Annotated in this window: 24 protein-coding genes; 14 read left to right on the top strand and 10 right to left on the bottom strand. The window is 72.5% G+C overall.

Features of this window, described 5'->3' with window-relative positions; genetic code table 11:
• Window positions 1-140 precede the first annotated feature (140 nt).
• On the bottom strand, window positions 141-2,066 hold the full coding sequence (locus ACFY1P_RS17080) for an FAD/NAD(P)-binding protein (protein WP_390751008.1): 1,926 nt from the start codon (window positions 2,064-2,066) through the stop codon (window positions 141-143).
• A 436-nt stretch (window positions 2,067-2,502) separates the two neighbouring features.
• On the bottom strand, window positions 2,503-3,717 hold the full coding sequence (locus tag ACFY1P_RS17075; protein ID WP_390751007.1) for a DUF5685 family protein: 1,215 nt from the start codon (window positions 3,715-3,717) through the stop codon (window positions 2,503-2,505).
• Window positions 3,718-3,992: 275 nt separating this feature from the next.
• Here ACFY1P_RS17075 and ACFY1P_RS17070 point away from each other — a divergent pair, with 275 nt between their 5' ends.
• Window positions 3,993-4,433, top strand: coding sequence for a cell division protein SepF (locus tag ACFY1P_RS17070; RefSeq protein ID WP_361534221.1), 441 nt, complete (start codon window positions 3,993-3,995; stop codon window positions 4,431-4,433).
• A 155-nt stretch (window positions 4,434-4,588) separates the two neighbouring features.
• Here the strand turns inward: ACFY1P_RS17070 and ACFY1P_RS17065 are convergent, their stop codons facing one another.
• On the bottom strand, window positions 4,589-5,767 hold the full coding sequence (locus ACFY1P_RS17065) for an acyl-CoA dehydrogenase family protein (protein ID WP_361534224.1): 1,179 nt from the start codon (window positions 5,765-5,767) through the stop codon (window positions 4,589-4,591).
• 327 nt (window positions 5,768-6,094) lie between these two features.
• The gene (locus ACFY1P_RS17060) at window positions 6,095-7,714 is read right to left on the bottom strand and encodes an MFS transporter (protein WP_390751006.1); all 1,620 of its coding nucleotides are present in this window, start codon (window positions 7,712-7,714) and stop codon (window positions 6,095-6,097) included.
• 176 nt (window positions 7,715-7,890) lie between these two features.
• Here ACFY1P_RS17060 and ACFY1P_RS17055 point away from each other — a divergent pair, with 176 nt between their 5' ends.
• Together ACFY1P_RS17055 and ACFY1P_RS17050 are read left to right on the top strand one after the other, a co-directional pair.
• Complete coding sequence (locus ACFY1P_RS17055) at window positions 7,891-9,066, top strand: hypothetical protein (RefSeq protein ID WP_390751005.1); 1,176 nt, start codon at window positions 7,891-7,893, stop codon at window positions 9,064-9,066.
• 273 nt (window positions 9,067-9,339) lie between these two features.
• Window positions 9,340-10,347 carry a phosphatase PAP2 family protein gene (locus ACFY1P_RS17050; protein ID WP_361534230.1) on the top strand — a complete coding sequence of 336 codons (1,008 nt, stop codon included), beginning with the start codon at window positions 9,340-9,342 and terminating at the stop codon, window positions 10,345-10,347.
• Between the two features lie 78 nt (window positions 10,348-10,425).
• On the opposite strand, the gene ACFY1P_RS17045 is transcribed toward ACFY1P_RS17050, so the two are convergent.
• The gene (locus ACFY1P_RS17045) at window positions 10,426-10,641 is read right to left on the bottom strand and encodes an I78 family peptidase inhibitor (RefSeq protein ID WP_361533201.1); all 216 of its coding nucleotides are present in this window, start codon (window positions 10,639-10,641) and stop codon (window positions 10,426-10,428) included.
• Window positions 10,642-11,070: 429 nt separating this feature from the next.
• On the opposite strand from ACFY1P_RS17045, the gene gvpO reads away from it, so the two are divergent.
• The 9 genes from gvpO to ctaD all read left to right on the top strand — a co-directional run bounded on the left by gvpO (window position 11,071) and on the right by ctaD (window position 16,177).
• Window positions 11,071-11,391: a gas vesicle protein GvpO gene (gene gvpO, locus ACFY1P_RS17040; protein ID WP_390751004.1), complete on the top strand. Its 321-nt coding sequence runs from the start codon at window positions 11,071-11,073 to the stop codon at window positions 11,389-11,391.
• A 72-nt stretch (window positions 11,392-11,463) separates the two neighbouring features.
• Complete coding sequence (locus tag ACFY1P_RS17035) at window positions 11,464-11,880, top strand: gas vesicle structural protein GvpA (RefSeq protein WP_361533195.1); 417 nt, start codon at window positions 11,464-11,466, stop codon at window positions 11,878-11,880.
• Window positions 11,877-12,596 (top strand): GvpL/GvpF family gas vesicle protein, encoded by a 720-nt coding sequence (locus ACFY1P_RS17030; protein WP_361533192.1) that lies wholly within the window; start codon window positions 11,877-11,879, stop codon window positions 12,594-12,596. Before ACFY1P_RS17035 ends, ACFY1P_RS17030 begins: the two co-directional genes overlap by 4 nt.
• Complete coding sequence (locus tag ACFY1P_RS17025; RefSeq protein WP_390751003.1) at window positions 12,593-12,796, top strand: gas vesicle protein GvpG; 204 nt, start codon at window positions 12,593-12,595, stop codon at window positions 12,794-12,796. Before ACFY1P_RS17030 ends, ACFY1P_RS17025 begins: the two co-directional genes overlap by 4 nt.
• Window positions 12,793-13,110: a gas vesicle protein gene (locus ACFY1P_RS17020; RefSeq protein ID WP_361533186.1), complete on the top strand. Its 318-nt coding sequence runs from the start codon at window positions 12,793-12,795 to the stop codon at window positions 13,108-13,110. Before ACFY1P_RS17025 ends, ACFY1P_RS17020 begins: the two co-directional genes overlap by 4 nt.
• Window positions 13,107-13,916: a GvpL/GvpF family gas vesicle protein gene (locus tag ACFY1P_RS17015; protein ID WP_361533183.1), complete on the top strand. Its 810-nt coding sequence runs from the start codon at window positions 13,107-13,109 to the stop codon at window positions 13,914-13,916. The genes ACFY1P_RS17020 and ACFY1P_RS17015 overlap by 4 nt, the downstream gene beginning before the upstream one ends.
• A complete protein-coding gene (locus tag ACFY1P_RS17010; protein WP_390751002.1) occupies window positions 13,913-14,122 on the top strand; it encodes a gas vesicle protein in 210 nt (69 codons plus the stop codon). The genes ACFY1P_RS17015 and ACFY1P_RS17010 overlap by 4 nt, the downstream gene beginning before the upstream one ends.
• Window positions 14,119-14,394, top strand: coding sequence for a gas vesicle protein K (locus ACFY1P_RS17005; protein WP_361533177.1), 276 nt, complete (start codon window positions 14,119-14,121; stop codon window positions 14,392-14,394). The genes ACFY1P_RS17010 and ACFY1P_RS17005 overlap by 4 nt, the downstream gene beginning before the upstream one ends.
• Before the next feature lie 100 nt (window positions 14,395-14,494).
• Window positions 14,495-16,177 (top strand): cytochrome c oxidase subunit I, encoded by a 1,683-nt coding sequence (gene ctaD, locus ACFY1P_RS17000; protein ID WP_361533174.1) that lies wholly within the window; start codon window positions 14,495-14,497, stop codon window positions 16,175-16,177.
• Window positions 16,178-16,278: 101 nt separating this feature from the next.
• Here the strand turns inward: ctaD and ACFY1P_RS16995 are convergent, their stop codons facing one another.
• From ACFY1P_RS16995 to ACFY1P_RS16985, 3 genes are all read right to left on the bottom strand, one after another.
• Entirely contained in the window at window positions 16,279-16,449 is a 171-nt protein-coding gene (locus ACFY1P_RS16995) for a hydrophobic protein (RefSeq protein ID WP_361533171.1), read from the bottom strand.
• 75 nt (window positions 16,450-16,524) lie between these two features.
• The gene (locus ACFY1P_RS16990) at window positions 16,525-17,529 is read right to left on the bottom strand and encodes a hypothetical protein (protein ID WP_361533168.1); all 1,005 of its coding nucleotides are present in this window, start codon (window positions 17,527-17,529) and stop codon (window positions 16,525-16,527) included.
• Window positions 17,526-18,776, bottom strand: a complete 1,251-nt coding sequence (locus ACFY1P_RS16985; RefSeq protein ID WP_390751001.1) for a glycosyltransferase family 4 protein — start codon at window positions 18,774-18,776, stop codon at window positions 17,526-17,528. The genes ACFY1P_RS16990 and ACFY1P_RS16985 overlap by 4 nt, the downstream gene beginning before the upstream one ends.
• Window positions 18,777-19,049: 273 nt before the next feature.
• Here ACFY1P_RS16985 and ACFY1P_RS16980 point away from each other — a divergent pair, with 273 nt between their 5' ends.
• Both ACFY1P_RS16980 and ACFY1P_RS16975 read left to right on the top strand, forming a co-directional pair.
• A complete protein-coding gene (locus ACFY1P_RS16980) occupies window positions 19,050-19,856 on the top strand; it encodes a hypothetical protein (RefSeq protein ID WP_361533162.1) in 807 nt (268 codons plus the stop codon).
• A 149-nt stretch (window positions 19,857-20,005) separates the two neighbouring features.
• Complete coding sequence (locus ACFY1P_RS16975) at window positions 20,006-20,344, top strand: hypothetical protein (protein WP_390751000.1); 339 nt, start codon at window positions 20,006-20,008, stop codon at window positions 20,342-20,344.
• A gap of 73 nt (window positions 20,345-20,417) precedes the next feature.
• Here ACFY1P_RS16975 and der read toward each other — a convergent pair whose 3' ends face one another.
• Together der and ACFY1P_RS16965 are read right to left on the bottom strand one after the other, a co-directional pair.
• Window positions 20,418-21,881, bottom strand: a complete 1,464-nt coding sequence (der, locus tag ACFY1P_RS16970) for a ribosome biogenesis GTPase Der (RefSeq protein WP_361534687.1) — start codon at window positions 21,879-21,881, stop codon at window positions 20,418-20,420.
• Between the two features lie 50 nt (window positions 21,882-21,931).
• Window positions 21,932-22,567, bottom strand: a complete 636-nt coding sequence (locus ACFY1P_RS16965; RefSeq protein ID WP_390751082.1) for a lysophospholipid acyltransferase family protein — start codon at window positions 22,565-22,567, stop codon at window positions 21,932-21,934.
• Window positions 22,568-22,615: the final 48 nt, after the last annotated feature.

Below are 22,615 nucleotides of genomic sequence, written 5' to 3'. Positions count from 1 at the left end.
GGGGGATTCGAGGGGGGAAGGCACGGCGGTGTGGCCGGGGACCCGCGGCGGGCCTCGCGCTCCGGACGGCGCGGCCGTGTGACCGGGCGTCGGGGCGACAACCCGGCCGCACGGCATATGAGGACACCGCGCGTCAGCGGTCAGGGGTCCGGGGGCGTGGCCCCCGGTTCCGGAGAAGGGCGAGCCGAAGCCGGGGCCGGCCGGTCCGCGCCGGACGGGGACAACTCCCTTACGGCGCCGAGGGCGGCGCGTACCGTGGCGTCGTTCTGCCGGAACGCGGGGCCGTTGGAGCGCGGCCGGGTGAAGGCGGCCCCGGCGCGGGCGTCGGTGTGCGGGCCGAGGGCGAAGCGGCGGGGGTGCGGGCGGCCGGCCCGGTCGAGGATCCGGCCGTCGTCGGGGCTGACGGCGAGCAGCCCGGCCGGGGTCACGGTGGCCTCGTCGGCCAGGCCGCGCAGCAGCCGGTCGCCGGACCGGGCGACGGAGGGCGCGGGCAGCCGCGCCTCGACGAGGACGCGCGCCTCGGTCACCGCGCCGGGCACGCTCGGGCTGTGCGCCCGGAAGGTCCCGCGCCCGGGGTCGGTGGTGATCTCGGTGTCCGCGCCGAGGAAGCGCACGTATCCCGCCCGGGAGAGGGCGAGCAGCTGCCGCAGCCGGGGGCCGGGCGGCCCGGAGGCGAGGTAGCTGAAGAAGCCGTGCCACCAGGTGCCGATGTCGCCCAGGCCCAGGAGCTGCCCGTAGGCGGAGAGCAGGCCGAGGAAGACGGCCAGGTCGGGGCTGTTGCGGGGGTCGCTCCTGCGGGCGAGGTCGGCCTCGATGTGGGCCCGCAGCCCGGCCTGGAGCGACTCGGTGTCGTGGTGGCGCAGCCCGGCCAGCGGGTGGTCGAGGGCGGCGAGGTCGAGGCGGTCGGCGGGCTCGGGGACCGAGGCGGACACGAGCGCGTCGAGTTCGGGGCTGCCGGGGTCGCACAGCGCGTACTTCGCCTCGAAGTCGGCCCAGTCGACGCGGGTGCGCTCCGGGTGCGCGGTGAACAGCCGGTGGTAGTGGGCGAAGCCCAGCTCCTTCTCGACCAGCGGCCAGATGTCACGGCGGAAGTCGGGCGGGCCGGGGCGGCGGCGCAGCTCCTCGGCCTCGGCCGGCCCCAGGAAGCGGGGCAGCGGCGGCCGTTCGCCGCTCCAGGGATAGTCGATCTTCGCGCGGTACGGGACGCCGCGCCGCGAGCCGACGTGCAGGACGGGTTCCCGCCCGGAGGGGTGGTAGGTGAGCGTGCCGGTGCCGTCGTCGGTGTACGTACCGCCGCGGCCCTCGGTGACCAGCACCATGAGGTCGACGAAGGCGAGCCCGAAGCCGCGGACGAGGACGTCCTCGCCGGGGCGCAGCACGCTCAGGTCGCTGTCGGCGGTGAACTCCGGTGGCAGATAGGTGAGTCCATGGCTTTCGGCGAAGCCCGCGAGCGCCGCCTCCTCGGCGCCGGGGGCAGCGGGCAGGTGGCCGAGGGCGAGCACGACGAGGTCGGCGGGCAGGGGTTCGGCCCGCCCTTCCAGCTGGACGTACTGGCGTCCGTCGCGGGGGCCGGAGAGCCGTAAGGCGCGTCGGCGGTGCTCGTGCACGACGACGCCGGGCGGCAGGGCGGCCACGGCCCGGCGGTACACCCAGGCGAGATAGGCGCTCTGGAGCCGCCTGCTGGGGTAGGTGCGGCCGTTCGCTTCCCCGGCCTCGCGGGCGACTTCGGGGCCGATGCCCGGGACGGCGCCTTCGGCGACGAGGGTGGCCCACTCGGCGAGGGAGGGACCGGGCCGTACGGGGCCGCGCTGTTCCACGGTCTCGTCGGTGAACATCGTGACGTCCTCGGCCGTGGAGTTCATCCACAGCAGCGGCGACTGGTCGCGCCGCCAGACGCGGCCGCCGCCGGGTGGGTACGGGTCGACGAGGTGGAGGTCGAGGCGGGCGCCCGCGAGGAGTTCGGGGGCGTTGGCGGCGATGCGCTCGACCAGGCCGGTGCCACGGGGTCCCGCGCCGACGACGACGAGGGAAGGGACGGGGGTGGGGGTATCCGGGTGCGCGGACATGCGAAGGCTCCGTGGATGCGGGGATCGAACACGGGAGTTGACGCCTTCACACCGGGACGCGCCCCTCAGCGCGACCGGACCCCGAGGCTAAGCCGGGGAACTGGCCTGCTGTCAAGCATGCCCATTTCACCGTCCACCATGCGGACGACCTGTCTCAACGGCATTGACGCGGAAACGGATGGCTGTTCCACTTGGCCCATGCACTCAGGGCAACGGCTGGTCACACGCGACCACATCGACTTCGGTCGGGTGTGGTCCGCTTCGTGTCCGGGCTCCCCTGTTCCCTTCGCGGGATCCTGTACGGCCAACGCCCGTACCGCGTCCTGATCCCCGCGGGGCCGTCGGCATCTTCCGGCGGGCCCCACACCTTCACACCGCGGCACTCCGGCCGCACCCCTCCCCTCGCACCACACCGCTCACCGCTGGGTGGGGCTGCTCAGCAGTCACACCCGCAGTCGCAGCAGTCACAATTACCGCAACAGTCACAGCAATTGCAACAGTCACCACAGCCGTCGCAGCCGCTGCAATCGGGGCAGTCGCAGTCGTCGCACCAGGCGTCCCGCTTCTTGCCGTTCCAGGGGTCGTGGTAGTCCGTGCAGCAGATCTGGCAGGTGCAGAAGAGCGCGGCCCACACCGCGCAGCCGTGCACCGGCCCGCGCCGCCGCCTCGGCGGCTCGGGCGGCGCGGGGGGCGGCATGACCGGCGGCGGGCCGAACCAGCCGTCCGCGCCGTGCCGTACGCCACCGTCCGCCTCGGCGCCGTGACCGTGACCGCACGCGGCCGCGCCGAACGCGCGGTCGACGGCGCTCCCCAACTCGTGCGCCAGCAGCACATGGGCGAGCCTGCCCTGCCCCTTGCTCGCGAAGTCGACCTCCCGCAGCGCGAGCCGCACGCCGTGCACCGCGTCGTCGCACAGCCGCCGCACCTCGGCGAGGTCGGTCCCCGTCACGGCGACCGGGTTCCACGCGCCGCCCGCGGCGTCCTCCTCCAGGTCCTCGACGGCGTCCAGGAGATGTGCGAGGCGGCCGAAGAGCCGCCCGGCCTCCTCCAGCGGCGCCCGGTTGGCGGGGCGGCCGGCCAGCACCGCCGTGTAGCCGAAGGCCGCGGCGGTCGCCGTCTCGGTCGGCTCGGTTATCTCCAACAGCGAGGTGCCAGGCCCCGCCAGGGCCTCGACTCCCGCCTGCCGTTCGACCGCGTCGACCAGCACCGCCGTGTCGAAACCGAGGTCGGATCCCGTACGGGCACCGGCCCGGTCCCACTTCGCGGCGACCCTGCGGGCGGCCGCGGCGACCGGACGCCGCGCCAAGAGCCCGTCACCGTCGGCGACATGGTCACGCATCTTCGCCGACGCGAGGACGAGCGAGACGGAAGCGGCCAGCCGCGCGCCCTCGCCCCGGGCGACAGAGGCGGTCCGCATCCCGCGCAGCGGACAGGGACCGGCCGTGCGCCGCCACGCGTTCGCGCCCTCGGCGCGCGGCGACTGCGCCTCGACCAGAACCGAAATCACCAGTCCGTCATAATTTGTGGCTGCTCTGGCGAATTGTCCGTGGTCGCCGCGCAGCGCCAGGCACAGCCCGCAGAGATGGGCCATCCACTCCGCGCGCATCGACTCCGACAGCCGATGACGACATGGCCTGACGATCCCGAACAATTCCGGCCCCCGTGTGTGGTGTGGAAGGACCCGGGCATCCTAATCACCGGACAACCACACCGGTCCGCAGCCCGCGGACCATGCCCGGACACCACATATGCCCAGGTCCGCCCGTGTGTGACGGGCCTCTCGGGCGATCTGACGCATCGCCAAGCGCTTTGCACCAGATGCGTCACGAAATCCACGCTTGGCGGCTATCCACTTGGCACACCATCCACAACATGGACGACGATAGGGAAGCGGTCGGACCACACCGCGTGTGAGAGGAGGCGTCCATGGGATCGGTGCGCAAGGCGAGTGCCTGGCTCGGCCTCGTCGACGACAGCGATGACGAGCGCTATTACGACGACGACTACGCCGAGGGGCCCGAGCCCGGCGACTCCTGGGTGACCAACCCGAAGGTGCGGGTGGCGGACGAGGTGGCCCAGGAGCAGGGCACCCGCATCGCCACGGTCACCCCGGACGGCTTCCGGGACGCCCGTGGCATCGGCGAGCTCTTCCGCGAGGGCGTCCCGGTGATCGTGAACCTCACCGGCATGGAGCCCAACGACGCCAAGCGGGTCGTGGACTTCGCGGCCGGGCTGACGTTCGGCCTGCGCGGCTCGATCGAGCGCGTGGCCAACCGCGTCTTCCTGCTGACCCCCGCCGACTACCAGGTCCTGAGCGGCGAACCGGCGGGCCGCCGCGCGAACGGGGGCTTCTTCAACCAGAACTGAAGAGGCTTCTTCCGGCTGGGGGTCCGGGGGTTATCCCCCGGGGAGACACAGCAACCAGAACTGAGGGGGCTGGGTCTCCGGCCGGGGGTCCGGGGGGGACCCCCGGGAGGACACCGCAACCAGAACCGAGCGGCTCTCCGCCAGGGGAAAAGCGCTCACCGGAAGGCGTCGATGCCGGTGAGCGCCTTGCCGAGCACCAGCTGGTGCATCTCCACCGTGCCCTCGTACGTGAGCACGGACTCCAGGTTCGTCGCATGCCGCATGACGGGGTATTCGAGGGAGATCCCGTTCGCACCGAGGATCGTCCGGGCCGTGCGGCAGATCTCGATCGCCTCGCGCACGTTGTTGAGCTTCCCGAAGCTGACCTGCTCCGGGCGCAGCGTCCCGGCGTCCATCCGCAGCCCCAGGTGATGGGCGAGCAGCAGGCCCTTGTGCAGCTCCACGGCCATGTCGGCGAGCTTGGCCTGGGTGAGCTGGAAACCACCGATGGGACGGCCGAACTGCTCCCTCGTCCGCGCGTAGTCCAGCGCCGTCTCGAAGCTCGTACGGGCCGCGCCCAGGGCACCCCAGGTGATGCCGTAGCGGGCATGACTCAGGCAGCTCAGCGGGCCTCTCAGCCCTTCCGCCTCCGGCAGGATCGCGTCGGCGGGGAGCCGCACCTCGTCGAAAATAAGCTCGCTGGTAACCGAGGCACGCAGTGACCACTTATGGGTGATTTCCGGCGCGGAGAAGCCGGGGCTGTCCGTCGGTACGACAAACCCACGGATGCCGGCGTCGGTCTGCGCCCAGACGACGGCGACGCCCGCCACCGAACCATTGGTGATCCACATCTTGCGGCCCGTCAGCACCCAGTCGGTGCCGTCGCGCTTGGCGTACGTCCGCATGCCGGCCGGATCCGAACCGTGGTCGGGCTCGGTCAGCGCGAAGCAGCCGATGATCTCGCCCGCGGCCATGCCGGGCAGCCACCGCAGACGCTGCTCCTCGGAGCCGAAGCGGTGGATCGCGTACATCGCGAGGGATCCCTGGACGGACACGAGCGAGCGGATGCCGGAGTCCGCGGCCTCCAGTTCCAGGCATGCCAGGCCGTACTGGACGGCGCTCGCGCCCGCGCAGCCGTAGCCGGTGAGCGGCATGCCGAGGGCGCCTATGGCGCCGAGTTCGCGGGTGAGTTCACGGATGACGGGGAGTTCGCCGCGCTCGTACCACTCGGCGATGTGGGGCAGGACGCGGTCGGCGGCCCACTGGCGCACGGTGTTGCGGACGGCGAGGTCCTCGGGCGACAGCAGGTCGTCGATGCCGAGGGGGTCGTGCGGGTCGAACGGCTTACGTGACATGACCGGCCTCCGGTGATCTTCGGGTCGCCCCGCACGCTAATCCGCTCGCCGCGGGGGCGTCCAGGGGGTGAGCTTCCGCTTGCCGCGGGCTTGTTCCCCAGCCCCGTCCCTTCCCGGAACCGGGGAGACCCCGGACCCCAACGCGGCTGCGCCGCGTGTCCTCAAACGCCGGACGGGCTGAATGTGCTGGTTACGGTCAGCACCATTCAGCCCGTCCGGCGTTTGAGGACAGCGCGCGAAGCGTGCTTCGGGGTCTGGGGCGGAGCCCCAGTTCGGGAAGGGGCGGGTAGGGGAAAAGCCCGCCGCAGGCGCACAACCCGCACCCGCCTACCCCCCAGCAACCCCGTCCCGCTCACACTCCATCGCCCGAGGCAGTCGAAGCGCGGCCACCGCCCCCACCAGAAGCAGAGCCGCACTCAGCAACAACGTCACATGCAGGCCATGGATGAAAGCGTCGCGGGCCGCCGCCCGCAGAGCCGAGCCCTCGGGGGCGGGGAGGGTGGCGGCGACCTCGTACGCCTCGCCGAGGGAGTGGCTCGCGGCGGTCGTCGCCTCGGACGGCACTCCCCGCGTTCCGGCGACGCCGGGCGCGTACGTGGCGTTCATGACGCTGCCGAGCAGGGCGATGCCGATGCCCGCGCCGAGTTGGTAGGAGGTCTCGCCGATCGCGGCCGCCCCGCCCGCGGATTCCGGCGGCGCCTCGCTGAGCATCGATTCGTAGGCCCCGAAGAGCGTGGTCTCCAGGCCGAAGCCGAGGAGGACGAAGCCGGCGACGAGGACCTTGGGGCGGTCGTCCGCGCCCATGGCGGTGAGGGAGAGCAGGGCGGCGGCGGTGAGGACGAAGCCGAGGCCGACCATCAGGCGCGGCCCGAGCCGGTGCAGCAGGCGGGAGCCCACGAGGCCGGCGGCCATCGCGGCGAGGGTGAGCGGCAGCAGCCGCAGCCCGGTCTCCAGGGGCGTGAGGCCGAGGACGAGCTGGAGGTACTGCGCGGCGATGAGCTCCAGCCCGACGAGCGCGAGCATGGCGAGCACGATGCAGCCCACGGAGGTGCCGAAGGCGGGCCGGGCGAACATCCTGAGGTCGACGAGCGGGTGCTCGCGCCGCCGCTGCCTGCGGATGAAGAGGGCCAGCAGGGCCGCCCCGACGGCGCCGGGCACGATCGTCGCGAGGGTCAGCGGCGGCTCCCCGCCGCCGACCCGCTTCACGGCGAGGACCACGCCGAAGAGGCCGAAGGCGGCCATCAGCGCGCCGAGCACGTCCCACGGCCCGTCGCGCTCGCCGGTGGACTCGGGCAGCAGCCGGCGCCCGACGGGCAGGCTGACCGCCATCAGCGGGATGTTGATGAGGAAGACCGAGCCCCACCAGAAGTGTTCGAGGAGGAGGCCGCCGAGCAGCGGCCCGAAGGCCGCGCCCACGGCGGCGACCGCGCTCCAGATGCCGACGGCGAGGGCCCGCTCGCGCCGGTCGGGGAAGACCTGCCGGAGTATCGAGAGCGTCGCGGGCATGATCATCGCGCCGCCGACGCCGAGCAGCGCGCGGGCGCCGATGAGGACGTCGGGGCTCGTGGCGAAGGCGGCGAGCGCGGAGGCGACGCCGAAGAGCCCGTAGCCGAGCAGCAGCACCCGGCGGCGGCCGACGCGGTCGCCGAGGGTGCCGAAGAGGATCAGGAGCGAGGCGCAGACGAGGGGGTAGACGTCGACGATCCACAGCAGCTGGACGGCGCCGGGGCGCAGGTCCTCGGTGACGGCGGGGACGGCGACGTGCAGCACGGTCGCGTCGACGGCGACGAGCAGCAGGCTGACGCAGAGGACGACCAGCACGGTCCAGCGGTTGACCCCCGCGCCGCGTTCCCGGCCGGGCCGCGGCTGGAGCCACTGTCCGCGCCGGATCCGTTGCCGGGGAACGCCCGCGGCCCGCAGGGGGCCCGCTGTGGTCGTCCCGGACATTGCACACCTCCGTGTCGTGCGCTCGCGGCCGTCCGCGGGCCCGAAGGGCGTGGACCGGCGGGAATCGAGGGCGAGTGAGTCGACAGCGTACGCGAGTCCCGGGCACGGATCCGTGCTCCCGGTCACTCGGTGGTCGCCCGCCGGGGGCGTGTCGCGCGTGCTGGACAATGGGCCGGGTGACTCATCTCGTTTCTCCCGCCGGTACGGACGCCGGGGCGGGCTCCGTGACGGCCGCTCCGCGGGTGCGCGGGGTGCTGCGGCACGCCGCCCCCGCCCTGCTGGTGTACGCGGGGGTGCGCGCGCTGGGCATCGTGGTGCTGGCGGTGTGGGGCGCGGTGGCGGGCAAGGACCCGCACCAGCTCCTCTCGGCGCGCTGGGACTCGCTCTGGTACAGCCGGATAGCCGAGGACGGTTACGGCTACACCCTTCATCTGGGGGGTGACAAGGTCCACTCGGATCTGGCGTTCTTCCCGCTGCTGCCGTGGCTGGAGCGGGGGCTGTCGGCGCTCTTCCCGCTGTCCGCGGCCGACGCGGGTCTCGTGGTCAGCGCGGTGGCCTCGCTCTGCGCGGCCTGGGCGGTCTTCCTGATCGGCGACCGCTGCCACGGGCGGCGCGCGGGCATCGCGCTGGCGGCGCTGTGGGCGGCGCTGCCCGTCGGCATCGTGCAGTCGATGGCGTACTCGGAATCGCTGTTCACCGCGCTGGCGGCGTGGAGCGTCTACTGCGTGCTCACCGGGCGGTGGGTGTGGGCGGGATCACTCGCCGCGCTGGCCGGGCTGACCCGGCCGGTGGGCGCGGCCGTGGTCGCGGCCGTGTGGCTCACGGCGGCGGTGACCCTGTGGCGCGAGCGTCGCGCGCCCGGCGCCCGGATGCTGCTGGGCGTACTGCTCGCGCCGCTCGGCTGGCTCGCGTACTTCACCTGGGTCGGCGTGCGGACCGGCAGCGTGACCGGCTATCTGGACGTGCAGGGCGGCTGGGGCAACGGCTTCGACGGGGGCGTGGCCTTCGGCTCCTTCATCGCGGGCCGGCTGGCGGGCCCGGCGTGGCCGGCGGGCGTCGGGCTGCTGGTGGGCGTGGCCCTGGTGGTGTGGCTGTACGCGAAGGGGGTGCGGCAGCGCCAGCCGCTGCCGCTCCTCGTCTACGCGGGGACGGTGCTGCTGCTCGCGCTGACGGCGAAGGGCTATTTCGGTTCGAAGCCCCGGCTGATGATGCCCGCCTTCCCGCTGCTGCTGCCGCTCGCGGTGACGGTCGCCCGGCTACGGACGGTACGGGCGGTGCTGACCGTGGCTCCTGTGGTGCTGGTGTCCGCTGTGTACGGCGCGTTCTGGCTGCACGGTTCGGGCCCGCCGTGATCGAATCCCCCGCACGGGCCGCCGGGTCCTGAAGCGGCGCCCGCGGGAAACGTCACGGAACGCACCGGCCAATCGGCGATAAACGGCGGTGCACAAAAGCAATTCACCGAGGACACCGTCAACTGCCCTGGATCCGGGCTTCTTTAAGCGCTTCTTATTCCACGGAATCAAACGTGCCGTAAGTCATGTTTGAGACGCATTCCACATCACATCGTCATCACAAAGAGCCTCGATCGGCCGAACCCTCCTGTCACGCAATGTAACGTCGATTGGGTGCGTACCAACGATGAGCTCGTCCACCCGGAGGAGCCCCCGACCGAGCCCGTGCGGCCGCGGATGACCCGGACCCGTCTCGGGATCTTCGTGGCGACCTCCGTGGTCTATCTGGCGATCGTGGTCGGCGTGCTCACCACGTCCTGGCCGGTGCGGTTCGACTGGCAGGTCATGCTCTTCCGCCCGTACAAGCAGTGGCCGGAGATCCACACCTTCCTCGACTACTTCGTGGTGCTGGGCCAGCGCGGCCCGACCGCCGTCGCGGTGGCCGCCTGGCTCGGCTGGTGCACCTACAAGCAGAAGACGCTGCGGCCGCTGCTGGTGCTGGGCACCTCGCTGCTGCTGCTCAACGCCACGGTGGGCGCCGCCAAGCTCGGCATGGGGCGTCTCGGTCCGCACTACGCCACCTCGATCGGCTCGAACGAGATGTTCGCGGGCGGCGACATATTCCCTTCGGGCCACACCGCGAACGCGGTGGTGACCTGGGGCGTTCTCGCCTATCTGGCCACCACGCCGCGCACCCGCCGGATCTCCTCGGTGATCGCCGCGATGCTGGCGCTCGGCGTCGGGATGACGACCGTCTATCTCGGCACGCACTGGATGAGCGATGTGACGCTCGGCTGGAGCGCGGGGCTGCTGGTGCTGCTGGCCCTCCCCTGGTTCGAGGTGCCGATGGCCCGCGCCGAGACCTGGCTGCTGGCCGCCTGGCACCAGGTGCGCTCCCGCACCGTCTCGTTCCCCGCGCCGGCCGCGCCCGTCGCGATCGGCGGCCCGCGCCCCGCGTCCGACGACCAGCGTCCCGTCCGCGAGCCGGTGGGCGTCGGCGGCCGTACGGGCACGCGCGTGTCCGACGGCCGTCCGCACCTGTCCCCCAAGCCGCACACGGTCCGCTCCGAGCGGACGCCGGTCACGCCGAGCGGCAGCCGCCGCCCGCCCAGCCCGGACCGCACGCCGCGCACCGCGCCGCTCGGCCCGGCCACGGGCCGCGGCCGCACCGTCGGCAGCTGACCGCCCCCCGAGGTACGCACAGCCACCGCGGCCCCGGACCCCCGGCAAGGGGGTCCGGGGCCGCGTCGGTGTTGCGGGTCAGCCCTTCCAGCAGCGCCGTACGGCACCGTCCGCGACCTCGAAGTTCAGCCTGCTCACCTGGTACTCCATGGTGACGATCGCGCCCGGGGGCAAGGCGCGGACGGTCGCCCAGCCACGGGCCCGGGCCCGCTCGGAGGCGTGCGCGACCTCCAGCCCGACGTAGGCGTCGGGGTCGTCGTGGGGATCGGCGGGGACGTTCGGGAGAGGTGCCATGCGTCCACCGTAGGCGCCGTGGCCGGGCGGCGGTAGCGACGCCCGCGGGCACGGACCCGTGCGCTCCGGGTCCGTCACCGGTCACACTTCTGTCACAGAGAACTGCCGCCGGTTTACCGGGTCCGGTATCACCCGTACGAGCCTTCCCATCCCTCCCGCCCCGCCTTCACAAGGCTTCGCCCGTAAATACACGCGGCCTTCCCGGAATGTCCTCGACAACTACCAGGATCGCCCCGGGAATTCCCCCGCGCGCTGCCGCACGTAAATACTTCCTGCGCATTTACAGGACATCGGCCGTACTGCCGTTCCGGAGGCCGGTCCGGCCATCCGGAATGCATTGTTCCGGCAGGCTTTCCCGCCCGGGAGCTCTCGCCCGCCGCCGAAGGGTTTGGCGGGGCGGCCCCGCGGTACCCGCCCGCCGAGGCCCCCATGACAGACACATCAGAAGCACCCCATGAACCCGACAAGACGGACAAAGAGGCACCGGACCGGGATCCGGCACCCCTGGAACTCCTGCGCGCGGCCCGTGATCAGCTCGCCGAACTGACCGGCATGCGGCCCGAGACCGTGTCCCGCTTCGAACGCACGGAGAGCGGCTGGGTCCTGGAGGCCGAGGTCGTGGAGATCACCCGCGTGCCCGAGACGATGAGCATCGTGGCCCTCTACGAGGTGACCCTCGGCCTCGACGGCACCCTCACCGGCTACCGCCGCCTCCGCCGCTACGAACGCGGCCGGGCCGACCGCCGCTGACGCGGCCCCACGTCACGAGAGGAACCCGAGAGGAAGACCCGCGAGGAAGAAGAGGAGAGGAAGGTGTCCGACATGAGCGTTGTCCCGGCGCAGCAGCCCGGGGGTGCGGGCGGCACCAGTGGCCTGTACGACGTACTGGAACTCGTTCTCGACCGCGGCCTGGTGATCGACGCGTTCGTCCGCGTCTCCCTGGTCGGCATCGAGATCCTGAAGATCGACGTACGCGTGGTGGTGGCCAGCGTGGACACCTACCTGCGGTTCGCCGAGGCGTGCAACCGCCTCGACCTGGAGGCCGGTCCGCACCGGAGCGCCGGTCTGCCCGAACTCGTCGGCGAGGTGACCGAGAACGGCGCCCGCGGCAAGACCAAGGGCGCGCTGTCCGGCGCCGCGCAGACCGTCACCGACGCCCTGGGCCAGGCGAAGGACAAGGGCGAGGCCCGCGTCCGCCGTGCCACCGGCTCCCGGAAGGACAAGGAGGAGAGCGAGTGACCACCTACGTCTACGGCATCGCGCGCGGCGAGCGGACCGGCCTGCCCGAAGGACTCACCGGCATCGGCGACCCACCGCGCCCCGTGCGCGTCCTCGGCGAGGACGGGCTGTGCGCGGTCGTCAGCGACTGCCCCGAGCAGCTGCGGCCCAAGCGCCGCGACCTGCTGGCCCACCAGCAGGTACTGGCCGAGGTGGGCAAGCGGGCCGCGGTGCTGCCCCTGCGGTTCGGCAGCGTCTCCGACAGCGACGAGAAGGTGCGCGCCGTCCTCGCGGAGCACGCCGACCGCTACCGCGGACAGCTGGAGCGGCTCACCGACCGCGTCGAGTACAACGTCAAGGCCGTGCACCGCGAGGACGCGGTGATCCACCTCGTACTCGCCGAGAACGCCGAGCTGCGCGCCCTGGCGGAGGCCGACCGGGCGACCGGCGGCGGCTCCTACCAGCAGCGGCTGCGCTTCGGCGAGCTGGTCGCCGAGAGCGTGCGCGAGCGGGAGAAGCGCGACGCCGTGCTGGTCCTGGACACGCTGGCGCCGCTGGCCGAGGACTCCCGGCCGGGCCCGGAGAGCACGGGCTGGTTCGTGAACCTCTCCCTGCTGGTGCCGAGGACCGCCGCCCAGGAACTGCTCACCGCGGTGGGCCGGCTGGAGGAGGCGCACCCCCAGCTGGACCTCAAGGTGAACGGGCCGCTGCCGCCCTACAGCTTCGTCGAGTCATGACGTTCATCGGCTGGGTGCTGCGCCAGGTGCTGGCTGAGGCGGAGCGCATCCACCACGACCCGGCCACGATCCGGGCCGAGCTCAAGGAGCTGGAGGCGAGACTGACGAACGGGCTGATCGACGAGGCGGAATTCGACCGGCAGGAGGACGCGCTCCTGGACCGGCTGGAAGAGGGGCGGCGGCGGGGGGTGACCCGATGACCTTCCCCAGCCGGCTGCCCGACCCCCAGCCGCCCGCGGGCTCGGCCAACCTCGCCGACATCCTGGAGCGGGTGCTCGACAAGGGCGTGGTGATCGCGGGCGACATCCGCGTCAATCTGCTCGACATCGAACTCCTCACCATCAAGCTGCGGTTGATCGTGGTCTCCGTCGACAAGGCGAAGGAGATGGGCATCGACTGGTGGGAGCACGACCCGGCGCTCTCCCCCGGCGGCTCCCACCGCCGCGGCCTGGGCGCGGAGAACGAGCGGCTGAAGGCCCGTATCGCCGAACTGGAGGCGCGGGAGACGACATGAGGACGGACACGAACACGGACACGGACACGACACCCGGAATGCTGCTGTACGCCTACGCCGTGGCCCGGGACGCCGACCTGCCGGCGGCCGCGCTGACCACGGTGACGGAGGTGGAGGGAGTGACGGGCCGGCGCGTGCGGGCCGTGCGGGAGCGGGACCTGGTGGCCCTGGTGGAGCCGGTCCCGGCGGCGGAGTTCGACGAGGCGCCCCTGCGGGAGCACCTGGAGGACCTCGCCTGGCTGGAGCGCGTGGCGCGCGGCCACCAGCGGGTGGTCGACGCGGCCACGGCCCTGGCCTGTGTGCTGCCGCTGCGGCTGGCGACCGTCTACCGCGACGAGGCGGGCGTACGGCGGATGCTGACGGCCGGACACGAGGAGCTCACCACGACGCTCGGCAGGCTCGACGGGCGGGACGAGTGGGCCGTGAAGGTCTGGATCCCGCCGCGCCCCGAGCCGGAGCCGTCGCCCCTCACCGACGACCGCTCCGGCCGCGGCTACCTCGCCCGGCGCGGTGCCGAGGCCCGGGCCCGCGAGGCAGCGCGGCGGCACGCGGACGAGACGGCCGACAGCGTCCACAGCACACTGCTCGCCCTCGCCGAGGAGGCCCGCCTGCACCCCACCCGGGACAACCGGCTCTCCGGGCGCCCCGGCCGCAACGTCCTCAACGCCGCCTATCTGGTGCGCCGCGAGCGCTCCCACCAGTTCCGTTCGGCGGTGGGGACGCTCGCGGAACACCCGGACGGCCCGCGGGTGGAGCTCTCGGGGCCGTGGGCGCCGTACTCCTTCGTCACCCGGGGCACACCGTGACCGGCCCGCTCGCCCCGCGGCAGGAGCTGTCCCTGCTCGACGTCCTCGACCGACTGCTCGCGGGCGGGGTCGTGGTGGCCGGGGACCTCACCCTGCGGATAGCCGACGTCGACCTCGTACGGATCGATCTGCACGCCGTGATCGGCTCGGTGGGCGATCAACTGCCCTCGCCGTGGGGGCCGTGGGCGAAGGAGGTGGCGCCGTGACGCGCCGGCTGGAGCTCGACGAGGACACCGTCGAGCGGGATCTGATGCGGCTGGTCCTGACGCTCGTCGAGCTGGTCCGCAAACTGATGGAGCGTCAGGCGCTGCGCCGCGTCGGCCAGGGGGACCTGACCGAGGACCAGGAGGAACGGATCGGGCTGACGCTGATGCTGCTGGCCGAGAGGATGGCGGAACTGCGGGCGCGCTACGGCCTGGACGCCTCGGACCTGAACCTGGACCTCGGCCCCCTCGGGCCGCTGCTGCCCCGGGACTGACCGCCGGGCGCACGTGACGCACCCTCGCGCGACGGGCGCGCGGCGAGCATCATGGCGTGAGCCCGAAAGCCCGTCGACGAAGACAATCGAGGGAGCGCAGATGGGGACGGACACCGCGCACGCGGCCGCCGGTCCGGTGCGGGAGCGGCAGCCCGGCCGGATCCTGGTGGACTGGCTGACGACCACCGATCACAAGAAGATCGGCCATCTCTATCTGATCACATCGTTCTGCTTCTTCCTGGCGGCCGGGCTGCTGGCGATGCTGATGCGCGCCGAACTGGCGCGGCCCGGGCTCCAGTTCATGTCCAACGAACAGTTCAACGAGACGTTCACCGCGCACGGCACGATCATGCTGCTGCTCTTCGCGACGCCGGCCTTCGCGGGCTTCGCCAACGCGATCATGCCACTGCAGATCGGCTCGCCGGACGTGGCGTTCCCCCGGCTGAACATGTTCGCGTACTGGCTCTATCTCTTCGGCGGGCTGATCGTGGTGAGCAGCCTGCTGATGCCCGAGGGCGGCGCCTCCTTCGGCTGGACCGGCTACGCGCCGCTGAGCAGCGCGGTCCGTTCACCGGGCACCGGCGCGGACATGTGGATCATGGGCCTGGCACTATCGGGCTTCGGCACGATCCTGGGCGCGGTGAACTTCCTGACCACCATCATCGGGATGCGCGCGCCCGGGATGACGATGTTCCGGATGCCGGTCTTCACCTGGAACGTCCTCTTCACCTCGATCCTGGTGCTGCTGGCCTTCCCCGTGCTGGCGGCGGCGCTGCTCTGCCTGGAGGCGGACCGGCGGTTCGGGGCGCAGATCTTCGAGCCGCAGAACGGCGGGGCGCTGCTGTGGCAGCACCTGTTCTGGTTCTTCGGCCATCCCGAGGTCTACATCATCGCGCTGCCGTTCTTCGGCATCATCACGGAGATCATCCCGGTCTTCTCGCGGAAGCCGATCTTCGGTTACGTGATGCTTGTCGGCGCCACGATGGCGATCACGGCGCTGTCGGTGGTGGTGTGGGCGCACCACATGTTCGCCACCGGCGCGGTGCTGCTGCCGTTCTTCTCCTTCATGTCCTTCCTGATCGCGGTGCCGACCGGGGTGAAGTTCTTCAACTGGATCGGCACCATGTGGCAGGGGTCGCTGTCCTTCGAGGCGCCGATGCTGTGGGCGGTCGGCTTCCTGGTGAGCTTCCTCTTCGGCGGGCTCACGGGCGTGATCCTGGCGTCGCCGCCGCTGGACTTCCACGTCACGGACACCTATTTCGTGGTGGCGCACTTCCACTACGTGGTGTTCGGGACGGTGGTCTTCGCGATGTTCGCGGGCTTCTACTTCTGGTGGCCCAAGCTCACGGGGAAGATGCTCGACGAACGGCTGGGGAAGATCCACTTCTGGACGCTGTTCGTGGGCTTCCACACCACCTTCCTCGTCCAGCACTGGCTGGGCGTCGAGGGCATGCCCCGGCGGTACGCGGACTATCTGGCGGCAGACGGCTTCACCGCGCTCAACACGGTGTCCTCGATCGGGGCGTTCCTGCTGGGCCTCTCCACGCTGCCGTTCCTCTACAACGTCTGGAAGACCGCGCGGTACGGCGAGCGGGTCGAGGTCGACGACCCCTGGGGGTACGGCCGTTCGCTGGAGTGGGCGACGTCCTGTCCGCCGCCTCGGCACAACTTCACGGCGCTGCCCCGGATCCGCTCCGAGTCACCGGCCTTCGACCTGCACCACCCGGAGGCGGTGCGGGAGGCGGAACCACCGGTCACGGCACCCCGGCCGGCCGGGGCCTGAAAGGCCCCGGGCGCGCGTCGGCCTGCCGCGAAGGACGGCTCACGGTCCTTGGCGGCAGGCCGCGTTCTTACGTGCCCCTGCGCGTCGTCAAGGGCCATCGCTCACCACCGGTACCAGCGGCCCCTTGTGCCCCCGGCCCCTGTGGACCGGAAGAGGAAGCCGAGGAGCCAGATCACCAGGACCGCGACCGCGATCCACCACAGGATCTTGACGGCGAAGCCGACCCCGAAGAGCAGCAGGGCCAGCAGCAGGACGAGAAGGACAGGAACCATGGTTTCGCACCTCCATAGATGCGAGTGCCCCCCTGCCCTCGAACCATACTCCGCGCCGGCCCGCCGGCCGGTGGATCAGCGCACGGTGGGCGGGCGTTCGTCGACCCGGATCGCGAGGTCGTTGTCGGCCGTGTAATACGGGCCGGCTTGCGCGGGCGCGTACGCGGCGTCGACGGTCTGCGCCGGGTAGACGAAGATCTGCTTCTTGTCGGCGACGTCGTCCAGGATGCGGGCGATGCGGGCGGTCTCCGCGCCTTCGGCGCCGCGCACCCAGAGGTCCCAGACGTCCGGCCCGCCCTGCCACTCCTCGGCCAGGGCCGCGAAGGGGAGCGCGCAGGTGAAGTCCTGGTCGTCGGCGCCCTCTTCCTTGGCCGGGGCGACGGGGAACGTACGCACCCGCTCGGGGTCCCGGCGCAGGCGGGCCTCGACCACGGCGCCGGCCAGCCAGGCGGCCGGGTCCGCCGCCCGGTAGAGGCGGCCGTGCAGGGTCAGACCGGTGGCGTCGAGGACGAGGTCGCCGGCCTCGGCGTGGGGTCCGCGCAGCCAGCTGCGCAGCGAGAGGTTGCCGTGCTTGGTCGCGTAGGGGATACGGACCGCCAGCGGGGAGGTGCTGGGGCCGGGTCTGCGGTCGACCAGCGAGCGGAGGTCGGCGAGGCCGGGCACCAGGCGTCTGGGCTCGGCGTCGGCGCAGGCGGCGTAGACGTCCCAGCGGCCCTCGGGGAGGGCGACGGTGCTGGGCAGGACGGCGCGCAGCCGGCCGTCGCCGTCGGGCGCGAGCGGCAGCCTGATCTCCTCGTGCTCACCCGCCTCCTCGGCACCGCGGCGGCGCAGCACCAGGGCCGCGGACCAGTCACCGGGGGCGTCGGCGAGGCCGGGGGCGTCGAGGTCGAAGGTGAGCCCGCCCGCGGAGTCCGCGATGCAGTCGGCGCTCGGATCCTCCACGCCGAAGGGCTGGGGAGGGGCAGACACGATGGTGGGCTCCTCGGGTGTGCTGGCCGCGTGCGGGGTGGCGGACGGGCCGGTCGGTTCGTCGGGTGAGGTGTGCCCGTGGGGCACGGCGGGATCGATGGGCGGCGTCATGCGGCCCGCGCCTTCCGCAGGGCGGTGCGGCTCCTGTCCTTGGTCCGCAACGCGCTGCTGAGCAGGGCCCCCCGGGTGCGGTGCAGCGAGCCGCGCAGACCGCCGCGCGAGGCCAGGTCGGTGAAGAGCGCCTCGTAGCGGCCGGCGACCTCGGCCGGGTCGAAGCGGGCGGAGCTCGCCAGGGCCGCCTGCCCCATGCGCCGCCGCAGGTCGTCGTCGTTGATCAGCTTCAGCAGGCCGGCGGCGATCGCGTCGACCTTGCCGGTGGGCACCAGCAGTCCGTCGACACCGTTGTCGATGATCTCGCCGGGGCCGTGCGGGCAGTCGGTGGAGACCACCGGCAGGCCGCTGCGCATCGCCTCGACGATGGTCATGCCGAAGGACTCCAGGCTGGAGGTGACGGCGCCGATGGAGCCCTTGACCCACTCGGCGTCGAGGGGGGTGGCGGGGCCCATGAGGTAGACGTGGTTGTAGAGGCCGCGCTTGTCGATCTGCGCGCGCAGCTTCGCCCGCTCCGCGCCCGCGCCGTAGATCCGCAGCCGCCAGTCGGGGCGCTCGGCGACGACCTTCTCGAAGGCACGGATCAGCAGGTCGTAGCGCTTGGCGGGGGCGAGCCGGCCGGCGGCGATCACCCACTTGCCGGTGGCGTCGGCGGGGGCGAGGGCGGGGGCGGGGATGCTGTTGGGGACGGCCTCCACCCGCACACCGGGCAGCCGCATCAGCTTGCGGTAGGTCGCGGCGTCGGCCTCGGTGACGGTGGTGACGGCGTCGAGCCGGGGGTAGTGCGTGCGCAGCGTCAGCTTCAGCTGCGGGGAGTGGGTGCCGAGCGTCAGGTGCTCCTGGCCGACGCGGGCGACGCCGTGCCGGGCCTGCTGGGCGATGTGCACGTTGAGGCCGGGGCGGGTGCCGACGACGACGTCGCTGTCCAGGCTCCGCAGGTGCTCGGCGATCCGCCGGTCGGTGAGCGCGCTGTACTGCTTGTAGCGCCCCTCGGTGGCGGGGAAGACGGTGGCGGGGCGCTCGTACTCCGGGTCGTCGCCCTCATAGCCCGGGGTGCCCTTGCGGAGGTCCACCAGGTGGCGCAGGCGCACCTTGGGGCTCGGCGCGAAGACGGGCTCCTCGCGGTGGCGGAAGACGGAGACGATCTCCACGTCGTGGTGCTCGGCGAGCGTGCCCGCGAGGTTGTACGTGGTGCGGATCGTGCCGCCGATGCCGTACGCGTTGTGAATCAGGAATGAGATGTGCATTCGTCCCCGTATGCAGCCGTTTCGCCGCGGACATTCCGTGCAGCCCGCCTACCGAGAGATTAGACCGTGGGGAAGGCTTGCGGGTTGGCCCTGATCACCAACTCGTTCTGCAAGCGATGGCGAATCGGTAGCGGAAGCGGGAACTTTCGGCCGTTGTCACCGGCCGGGCCGGGCGCCCGGCCCGGAAGCGTGACCCCTGCCACGGATCGTCCGTTGTCTTCCCGAGAGCCGGGAACCGCCCGGCGCACACGCACCAAGTTCGAGGAGCCACCCGTGCCTCGCATGCTCGACGTCAGTGACGACGTCCGCGCCGAGATCGGCGACGAGGAAGCCGACCGTCTGCTCGGCGGCGACAACGCCCCCGGCAGCTATGACTGCACCTCCTGCCGCACACCGGGCGACACCGAGCGGGAGCCCACCAGCACGGTGCTCTTCGTCGGCGAGGAGACGGCCGTGCTCGCCTTCGCGCACGCCGCCTGCATCCCCTCCCAGGTCGTCCCCGTCTCCGAGGAGCAGCTCCAGGGCGCCGTCCGGTCCATCACCGGCGAGGGCGCGGCCCAGGCCCCGGCGGGGCCGCCCGTGGTGCCCATCGGCACCGACGGGCCGGTCCAGGCCGAGCTGGGGGTGACCAGCGGGCTCGTCCTGATCGACGGTGACCTGCACCCCGCGCTGGTCGTCGAGCCGCTCGCGCCCATCGCCCGGCCGGGCACCACCGGCCCGGTCGACGTCTTCCTGCCGCTCCTGATCGAGCAGGGCTTCTCCCCGGTCGCCGCCATCGACCAGGTGCCGCCGCCCACCCCGGGCTGGTCGGTGCTGCTGGCCGTCGGCCGGCTGCACGCCATCCTCCAGCCGGGCACCGGTGGCGGCACGCCGTCGGCGTGGTGGCAGGCGCACCAGGCGATGGAGGTCGCCCAGGAGTGGCGCTCGGCGGTCAACAAGACCAAGAAGGTGCTGGTCTTCGCGGCGCCCGTCGGCACGATCGGCCAGCAGCCGCGCGAGGACCTGCTCCGCGAGGCGCTGGACCGCGCGGCCGCGCGCGGTCAGCTGGTCGCGGCGTCCATGCCGCTCGCGGGCACATGAGTCACACCGCGCTCCCGCTGCCCATGCGTCACACCGCTACGGGCCATTCCCGGCCCGGCCCGCATCCCCCGGGCCACGGACTCGTTGGCTCGGATGTGCACTCATACGAGCCTGCCCCCCGGATCCCGTACCCCCATCACATCCCCGGCATGCGCCCACCCCGCGACGCCGCCCCGCAGAGCCACACCGCCTCGGTGACCCCGATCTACGATGCGCTCTACGCCGAGTACCGTCGCTCGTTCCGGGCGCTGCCCTTCGACCGGACGGGCGAGGAGGACTTGAGGTTCTCGGGGTTCGGCCACCAGCTGGTCGCCCACGGCCAGTACGGCGGGCAGGGCCATTTCGGCCAGCTCGGCGGCCAGCCCGCGTATCCGGGCCACTCGGGGTACACCGCCGCGTGGGACACGTATTACGGGCGGCAGCGCGGCGGGCACGTGCCCGCCGCGCTGCCGCCCGCTCCGCGGGACGGCCGCGTGCGCGGCTTCTGAGCCGGACTCGAGTCACCCCGGGCCCGGCCGTCGGGGCCCGGGCCTCCGCCGCGCTCCCCGCCCCGTCCCTCTGCTACTTGTTCCGCCCGCGCTTCTCCCGCACCCGCACCGAGATGTGGATCGGCGTGCCCTCGAAGCCGAACTCCTCGCGGAGGCGGCGCTCGATGAAGCGGCGGTAGCCCGCCTCCAGGAAGCCGGAGGCGAAGAGCACGAAGCGCGGCGGCTTGGTGCCCGCCTGCGTGCCGAAGAGGATGCGCGGCTGCTTGCCACCGCGGACCGGGTGCGGGTTGGAGGCGACGATCTCACCGAGGAAGGCGTTCAGCCGCCCGGTGGGGATGCGGGTCTCCCAGCCCGCGAGGGCCGTCTCGATCGCCGGGACGAGCTTCTCCATGTGGCGGCCCGTACGCGCCGAGACATTGACCCGCGGCGCCCACGCGACCTGCGCGAGCTCGGTCTCGATCTCGCGCTCCAGGTAGTAGCGGCGCTCCTCGTCGAGGGTGTCCCACTTGTTGAACGCGATGACCATCGCACGCCCGGCCTCGACGGCCATGGTGATGATCCGCTGGTCCTGGACGCTGATCGACTCGCTGGAGTCGATGAGGATGACGGCGACCTCGGCCTTCTCCACGGCGGCCGCGGTGCGCAGCGAGGCGTAGTAGTCCGCGCCCTCCTGGAGGTGGACACGGCGGCGGATGCCGGCGGTGTCCACGAACTTCCAGGTCACGCCGCCGAGCTCGATCAGCTCGTCGACCGGGTCGCGGGTGGTGCCGGCCAGCTCGTTGACGACGACGCGCTCCTCGCCCGCGACCTTGTTCAGCAGGGAGGACTTGCCGACGTTGGGGCGGCCGATCAGGGCGATGCGGCGGGGGCCGCCGACGCCGGGGCCGCCGAAGGTCTGGGCGGGGGCCTCGGGCAGGGCCTCCAGGACCGCGTCGAGCATGTCGCCGGTGCCACGGCCGTGCAGGGCGGAGACCGGGTGCGGCTCGCCCAGGCCCAGCGACCACAGGGCGGCGGCGTCGGCCTCGCCGGACTGGCCGTCGACCTTGTTGGCGCAGAGCACGACGGGCTTGCCGGCCCGGCGCAGCAGCTTGACGACGGCCTCGTCGGTGTCGGTGGCGCCGACGGTGGCGTCCACGACGAAGACGACCGCGTCGGAGGCCTCGATGGCGTACTCCGCCTGCGCGGCCACGGAGGCGTCCAGGCCGAGGACGTCCTGCTCCCAGCCGCCGGTGTCGACGACCTTGAAGCGGCGGCCGGCCCACTCGGCCTCGTAGGTGACGCGGTCGCGGGTGACGCCCGGCTTGTCCTGGACGACGGCCTCGCGGCGGCCGATGATGCGGTTCACCAGGGTCGACTTGCCGACGTTGGGGCGGCCGACGACGGCGAGCCGGGGCAGCGGGCCATGGCCCGCCTCCACCAGGGCGCCCTCGATCTCCTCGGCGTCGAAGCCTTCCTGCGCCGCGAGCTCCATGAACTCCGCAAACTCGGCGTCGCCAAGCTCACCGTGCTCGTCGCCGGAGTGGATCTGGTCGTTCATGAAGTCCGTTCCTCGTTCATCGTCATCGGTGGGCCGCTGTGCGCGGTCCACTACTCGAAGTCTCGCGGGGTCCGGGGGGTCTCCCCCGGAATGACACCGTGGCGGCCGGTGAGCCGCCTGGCGTCGGCCAGGTGCGCGGCGAGGCGCTCCTGGATGCGCACGGTCGCCTGGTCCAGCGCCGTGCGCGTGCGCCGTCCGCTGCCGTCCCCCGCCTCGAAGGCGTCGCCGAAGACGACGTCGACGCGGCTGCGCAGCGGCGGCAGGGCCCGTATCGCCCGGCTGCGGCGCTCGGCGCTGCCGAGGACCGCGACCGGCACGATCGGCGCCCCGGAGCGGACCGCGAAGTAGGCGAGCCCGGCGCGCAGCGACGCGAAGTCGCCCTCACCGCGGGTGCCCTCGGGGAAGATCCCCAGGACGCCGCCGTGCTCCAGGACCTCCAGCGCACCGGTGATCGCGGTGCGGTCCGGGCCCGAGCGGTCGACCTTCAGCTGGCCGATCCCGCGCAGGAAGGGGTCCAGCGGTCCGACGAAGGCTTCCTGCTTGATCAGGAAGTGCACCGGCCGGGGCGCGGTGCCCATCAGCATCGGGCCGTCGACGTTGTGGGAGTGGTTGACCGCCATGATGACGGGCCCCGCGGCGGGCACCCGCCAGGCGCCCAGCACACGGGGCTTCCACAGCCCGTACATGAGGCCGATGCCGATCCGCCGGCCGACGGCGGCACCGGACGCGGAGGC

The sequence above is a fragment of the Streptomyces sp. NPDC001407 genome (genome assembly GCF_042895325.1).
In the GTDB taxonomy this organism is placed as follows: Bacteria; Actinomycetota; Actinomycetes; order Streptomycetales; family Streptomycetaceae; genus Streptomyces.
The sequence above is the reverse complement of the archived record's forward strand: the minus strand, read 5'-3'. Positions and strand labels throughout refer to the sequence as shown.

Bases quoted from the DNA above. Each gene is read 5' to 3' on its own strand.
- ACFY1P_RS17080 (WP_390751008.1), bottom strand. From the start codon at position 2,066: ATGTCCGCGCACCCGGATACCCCCACCCCCGTCCCTTCCCTCGTCGTC.
- ACFY1P_RS17070 (WP_361534221.1), top strand. From the start codon at position 3,993: ATGGGATCGGTGCGCAAGGCGAGTGCCTGGCTCGGCCTCGTCGACGAC.
- ACFY1P_RS17065 (WP_361534224.1), bottom strand. From the start codon at position 5,767: ATGTCACGTAAGCCGTTCGACCCGCACGACCCCCTCGGCATCGACGAC.
- ACFY1P_RS17060 (WP_390751006.1), bottom strand. From the start codon at position 7,714: ATGTCCGGGACGACCACAGCGGGCCCCCTGCGGGCCGCGGGCGTTCCC.
- ACFY1P_RS17045 (WP_361533201.1), bottom strand. From the start codon at position 10,641: ATGGCACCTCTCCCGAACGTCCCCGCCGATCCCCACGACGACCCCGAC.
- gvpO (WP_390751004.1), top strand. From the start codon at position 11,071: ATGACAGACACATCAGAAGCACCCCATGAACCCGACAAGACGGACAAA.
- ACFY1P_RS17035 (WP_361533195.1), top strand. From the start codon at position 11,464: ATGAGCGTTGTCCCGGCGCAGCAGCCCGGGGGTGCGGGCGGCACCAGT.
- ACFY1P_RS17025 (WP_390751003.1), top strand. From the start codon at position 12,593: ATGACGTTCATCGGCTGGGTGCTGCGCCAGGTGCTGGCTGAGGCGGAG.
- ACFY1P_RS17020 (WP_361533186.1), top strand. From the start codon at position 12,793: ATGACCTTCCCCAGCCGGCTGCCCGACCCCCAGCCGCCCGCGGGCTCG.
- ACFY1P_RS17015 (WP_361533183.1), top strand. From the start codon at position 13,107: ATGAGGACGGACACGAACACGGACACGGACACGACACCCGGAATGCTG.
- ctaD (WP_361533174.1), top strand. From the start codon at position 14,495: ATGGGGACGGACACCGCGCACGCGGCCGCCGGTCCGGTGCGGGAGCGG.
- ACFY1P_RS16995 (WP_361533171.1), bottom strand. From the start codon at position 16,449: ATGGTTCCTGTCCTTCTCGTCCTGCTGCTGGCCCTGCTGCTCTTCGGG.
- ACFY1P_RS16990 (WP_361533168.1), bottom strand. From the start codon at position 17,529: ATGACGCCGCCCATCGATCCCGCCGTGCCCCACGGGCACACCTCACCC.
- ACFY1P_RS16985 (WP_390751001.1), bottom strand. From the start codon at position 18,776: ATGCACATCTCATTCCTGATTCACAACGCGTACGGCATCGGCGGCACG.
- ACFY1P_RS16975 (WP_390751000.1), top strand. From the start codon at position 20,006: ATGCGCCCACCCCGCGACGCCGCCCCGCAGAGCCACACCGCCTCGGTG.
- der (WP_361534687.1), bottom strand. From the start codon at position 21,881: ATGAACGACCAGATCCACTCCGGCGACGAGCACGGTGAGCTTGGCGAC.
- ACFY1P_RS16965 (WP_390751082.1), bottom strand. From the start codon at position 22,567: ATGTACGGGCTGTGGAAGCCCCGTGTGCTGGGCGCCTGGCGGGTGCCC.